Origin of the sequence: Brevibacterium sp. HMSC07C04 (assembly GCF_001815905.1) — a bacterium.
Lineage (GTDB): Bacteria > Actinomycetota > Actinomycetes > Actinomycetales > Brevibacteriaceae > Brevibacterium.
In genome coordinates this window covers 1-4,557 of the sequence record NZ_KV823249.1, presented here as the reverse complement: position 1 = coordinate 4,557, position 4,557 = coordinate 1, and the positions used below count along the sequence as shown (strand labels likewise).

At 62.4% G+C, this 4,557-nt stretch carries 7 protein-coding genes and 1 pseudogene; 2 read left to right on the top strand and 6 right to left on the bottom strand.

Annotated elements, in window-relative coordinates; all coding sequences use genetic code 11:
• The 3 genes from HMPREF3162_RS03575 to HMPREF3162_RS03565 form a co-directional block, all read right to left on the bottom strand.
• Positions 1–322 (bottom strand): anti-sigma factor domain-containing protein (locus HMPREF3162_RS03575; RefSeq protein WP_218079168.1); only part of this gene is annotated, 322 nt, incomplete at its 3' end.
• The gene (locus HMPREF3162_RS03570; RefSeq protein ID WP_083318886.1) at positions 322–870 is read right to left on the bottom strand and encodes a sigma-70 family RNA polymerase sigma factor; all 549 of its coding nucleotides are present in this window, start codon (positions 868–870) and stop codon (positions 322–324) included. The genes HMPREF3162_RS03575 and HMPREF3162_RS03570, both read right to left, overlap by 1 nt.
• Before the next feature lie 30 nt (positions 871–900).
• Positions 901–1,146, bottom strand: coding sequence for a hypothetical protein (locus tag HMPREF3162_RS03565; RefSeq protein WP_083316924.1), 246 nt, complete (start codon positions 1,144–1,146; stop codon positions 901–903).
• Positions 1,147–1,304: 158 nt separating this feature from the next.
• Between HMPREF3162_RS03565 and HMPREF3162_RS03560 the strand changes: the two genes are divergently transcribed.
• Complete coding sequence (locus HMPREF3162_RS03560; protein ID WP_070484384.1) at positions 1,305–2,951, top strand: cytochrome c biogenesis protein CcdA; 1,647 nt, start codon at positions 1,305–1,307, stop codon at positions 2,949–2,951.
• On the opposite strand, the gene HMPREF3162_RS03555 is transcribed toward HMPREF3162_RS03560, so the two are convergent.
• A complete protein-coding gene (locus tag HMPREF3162_RS03555; protein ID WP_070484391.1) occupies positions 2,948–3,265 on the bottom strand; it encodes a hypothetical protein in 318 nt (105 codons plus the stop codon). The two genes, HMPREF3162_RS03560 and HMPREF3162_RS03555, sit on opposite strands and share 4 nt — an antisense overlap.
• 348 nt (positions 3,266–3,613) lie before the next feature.
• On the opposite strand from HMPREF3162_RS03555, the gene HMPREF3162_RS11985 reads away from it, so the two are divergent.
• Complete coding sequence (locus HMPREF3162_RS11985) at positions 3,614–3,928, top strand: hypothetical protein (RefSeq protein ID WP_222859818.1); 315 nt, start codon at positions 3,614–3,616, stop codon at positions 3,926–3,928.
• Positions 3,929–4,015: 87 nt separating this feature from the next.
• On the opposite strand, the gene HMPREF3162_RS03545 is transcribed toward HMPREF3162_RS11985, so the two are convergent.
• Complete coding sequence (locus HMPREF3162_RS03545) at positions 4,016–4,366, bottom strand: hypothetical protein (protein ID WP_070776933.1); 351 nt, start codon at positions 4,364–4,366, stop codon at positions 4,016–4,018.
• Positions 4,363–4,557 (bottom strand): annotated as a pseudogene (locus HMPREF3162_RS03540) (mercuric reductase); the annotation flags it as partial. The pseudogene HMPREF3162_RS03540 and the gene HMPREF3162_RS03545, both read right to left, overlap by 4 nt.

Here is a 4,557-nt window from a genome sequence, read left to right as displayed (position 1 = left end):
CGCCCATCGCGTCGGCCTGACCTTGACGCGCGTCGTCGGCCTCCATAATTGCGTGCATTTCGTCGACGCCTTGGGCTGCCACGGATTCGCGTGACTCGTCGACAGTGAATTGGGTGACCGCGAACCCGCCACCGGCGATGAGCACAACGGCGGCTGCTGCGGCGGTTGTGAGACGTCGCCAGGACCGGTTCTTCCGCGCGGTGTCGAAGTCTGTGACCTGGTCGGTAGCGTCGATACGCTCCATGATTGAGCGTTTGAGCTCCGGTGGCGGAGTGACCGGCGTGGCTGCGGAATTGAAGAGGTCCTCGATATCTTTATCCATCACAGGCCTCCTTTCAACGACACGGCCTTGCGAAGCTTTTGCAACCCGTCGCGTACCCGGGTTTTGGCTGTTCCGAGAGCGACGCCAGTGGCATCGGCGATTTCTTGGTGGGTGAGTTCCCCAAAATACGCGAGCATGAGCGCACTTCGATGAGGCTCTCCGATTGAATCAATGAGTTCTTGTAGCTCCTCAGACTCTAGTCGCTGTTGAGCTTCGTCCTCAGCGGCAGCGACCCACGTGGTCAGTTGACTGTTGAAATCGTCGGTGTCGCGGGCTTGGGAGCTGCGCCAGCTCCGCAGCCGATCGATGGCGCGCGATTTGGCGAGCCGCAGTACCCATGACTTGGCGCTGCCGCGGTGTGGGTCGAAGGTGTGGGCGCTTAGCCATACCTCCACGAAGACTTCTTGGGTGACCTCTTCCACTTGGGCCCGGTCACGCAAGATGTGGGTGGTGAGACCTAGAATCTGTGGGGCCAGAACGTCGTAAAGCTCGGCGAAGGCGACTTTATCGCCCGCGCGCACGCTTTCTAAGAGACGGTCCGGATCCACGGATTCTAAATCTAACACCTGGGTCATGTGCTACTTGGATTCTTCCATCATTTTGTCTTCGCTCATCATGGCATCGGAGGACGGTGCCATGGAATCGCTCATCATCGCCTCGGAAGACGGTGCCATGGAATCTTCGCTCATCATGGCATCGGAGGACGGGGTCATGGAGCCGTCCATCTTGTCCTCCATATTCTCCTCGGAGTCGTTGCATGCGACGAGGCCGACGGCGGCGATGACGATGGCGCTGGCGCTGGCGATTGCGCGGTTGATAGACATAGCGTCTCCTTCACTTTTTCGGTTCGCAGGCGCAGTGTTTCTGGCCCGTCACTGAGTACTACGGAGCCGGGGGCTGATGCGGATTGGACCAATCCGGTGCGGGTGCTCACTCCGTAGTGCTGGGTGTAGGAAAGGCAACCGGAAAGTAGAGGAAACTCATGATCAGCGTGATTCTTGTCGGATTCATCGGAGGTGTGATCACGGCATTGTCGCCGTGCATTTTGCCAGTGTTGCCGGTGGTGCTGGGGGTCAGCGTCGGGCGTAAACCGTCGCACGTGGTGACAGGTTTGGTCGTGAGCTTCGCCGCGATCGCGCTGCTGGGTACGATTCTGCTTAGTGCGCTGCATTTGCCACAGTCGGTATTGCGCTGGGCGGGAGTGGTGTTGCTGGCATGGGTGGGGCTGGGAATGATTTTCCCGCCAGTGGGGGAGGTGTTGCAGAAGCCCTTTGACGCGCTTCCGCGCCCCACGGCATTGCAGGAGAAAACGCGCGGCAAGGGAGGTTTTCTCATCGGTCTGGCCCTTGGCGCGGTGTACGTTCCGTGCGCGGGCCCGGTGCTTGCAGCGGTGACGGTGGCGGGCTCGACTGGGCAGATCGGCTGGAACACGGTGGTGCTCACTGTCGCGTTCGCGATTGGGTCCGCGCTGCCGCTGTTCGTGTTCGCCCTGGCGGGCAACAAGATCGGTGACAAGGTAGACGCGGTGCAGCGCCACCGTAAGGCCATCGGCGTGCTCATCCTGGTCTTCACTGTGGCGTTGGCTCTCGACGCGCCGGCGGCGATCCAGCGTGCCCTGCCGAATTGGACGTCGTCGCTGTCGAACCGTTTTGAGAATTCGGACTTGGCCAATGACGCTCTCAGCAAGGTCGGCCCAACTGGGAGCGGTTCACTGCAGTCGTGCCGCCGTGCCGACCCCGCGCAGCTGCAGGATTGTGGCCCGGCACCGGAATTCGCGGGGCTGACGAACTGGATCAACACCGACCAGCCGCCGAGCCCGCAGGACGGTGGTGTCATGCTCGTTGATTTCTGGGCGTACGCCTGCATCAACTGTCAGCGTGCGGGGGAGCACATCACCAAGCTTTACGACACTTATCGCGATTCCGGCCTCACCGTCGTCGGCGTCCATTCCCCTGAGTACGCTTTCGAGCACGACCTGGGCAATGTCCGCAACGCCGTAGAAAAGGAAGGTATCCACTACCCGGTGGCGCAGGACAATGACTTCGCTACATGGAGGAATTTCAACAACCGCTACTGGCCAGCCCGCTACCTGGTGGACAAGCACGGCAACGTCCGGCAGATCGTGGAAGGGGAGGGAAGCTACGCCGAAACAGAAAAGCTCGTGCGTGAATTGCTCATCGACGCCAACCCCGACGTCGACCTCCCCGAACCGGTCGAAAGCGGCGAAGCAGCAGGCGGTACGAAGGGCCGCAACCCGGAAACTTATCTCGGCACTGCGCGCGCCGAGTACACCAAGCAGCCCGGTTACACCGACGGCGAGCACGACTTCGGTGAACCGGCCGCTCCGGAGCGCGGCATGTTCACTTTGAACGGGACGTGGATTCTCGAGGAGGAATCAGTGCAGACCACCAGTGGAGGACACCTGGACATCAACGTCTTCGCCAAGTGGGTCCAGCTCGTGGTTTCGGGTGAAGGCGAGATCGAGGTCGAGTATCCGGACGGTGCGACAAAGTCGTTCCCGGTCACAGATGGAACCCTCGACCTTGCGAAAAGCGACACGCCCACCGAGGGAGTGCTGCACATCCGGCCCACGGCAGGCGTGAAACTGTATTCGTTGACCTTCGGCTAGGCAGAGACAACCTTGTCCAGCGTCTCGGCGAACCGCGCGACGGTGCCGTCGACATCGCCCCACTTGTCCAAGCCGAACAGACAGATGCGGAAGGCGGAAAAGCCCTCCGGCTCGCCGACCTGCAGCGGAACACCGCTGGCGATCTGGACGCCGGCCTGCTTGAACGCGGATCCGTTGGCCTGCTCCGGGGCGGTGGCGTACATGACCACGATGGAGGTGGCCTCGAAGCCGGGGGCGGCGACGGAGACGTAGCCTTTGTCCGCCAGCAGCTTGCGCACCTTGGTGCCCAACTCGACCTGGCGGGCGGTGTACATTTGACGCGCATCTTCCCGTGCCCTACTGCTTCCCGAGTTGCTAGATGTTCCGGGAGCGATAGCGCCATGACCGCATCCTGCGGTACTTCTCTGGATTTACTTGCTGTCTTTAGCGGGAAGGTTTCTTTGCGCCGACACGCCGTTGAGTTCAAGTTCAACGTGTAGTGCTTAACCTCTGCGATGAACTCTTTGATCCCGGGACGTGATGAGGACTGGGGCTATTGTGCTCCCCCGAACGCTACGGCCCGGGGGCACGAGGCTGTGTCGCAGGTGCAAGCGAGAGGACCAGGAGCGAAACACAGACCGCTGAGTCGACGCAGTCACGGTAAAGACGGAGCCGTCTAGGCGGTGCTCGAGGTTGCGCGAGATACGGTGACGCTGGGCGTCGGTAAGCGATGCGCATTCGGCGACATCGATGGAAAGCTGGACTTTGCCGTCCGTCGTGTTGACGCCCTGGCCGCCCGGAGTCGACGATTTCGCGAAACGCTCCGCGAGATCGGCGGCGATGACCGCACTGTCGGGGATCCCCGGGCCGGGCGCTATGGTCATGTCGTTCATGCCGCCCAGCCTAGGTGCCCACAACCCTTTCTCGTCTCGGCGGAAGCGGAGACCGCGTCGCGACGGCCGGGATCCAGCCTCAGTATTATCCTCGTCACCGGTTGATTCGAACGCTTTTTGCTCCTCCTTCTCCCGTCGGGCTTCGATTTTAGCGGCCTCCGCAGGTGGCATTGATCGCTGGATCCGCTCGAACTACCGGTTCCGATCAGCGGTCGAAGGATTTTCGCAGCAGCCGGACCTGCGGCGCCGGTGCCGCCGCCGTAGCCTGACGAGCATCCCCGCCATAACGGCCATCACGACGGCGGTCCCGGCACCGATGATCCAGGGATTACCGAGGAGCCCACCGACGCCTGCGAGTGCTCCGCCCGCCGCGATGAACGGCAGGCCGCAGCAGAGCAGCGACGGAAGTGCGCAGCATGCCAGCAAGAGCAGCCCGGTCACTGCAGCGACGACGGGACCGGCGCGCCGTTCGTCGCGGTCCTGATCGGCGCTCATCGTCTGCTTCAGGATGAGATCTCCCCGATTGCCTGCGTTGCCGTTCATGCGCAGCACGACAGCAGCGACGGGTCGGTGGTGAAGGCCTTCGCGGCGATCCGGATGCCCTCGGCCATGGTCAGGTAGGGGGCCCAGGCGTTGGCGACCTCGGCGACGGTCCTGCCGAGCACGTGGACGCCTGCGGCGGCGAGCTCCCCGGCGTCCTTGGCGACGGCGGTCAGGCCGAGGATCTCGTTCGT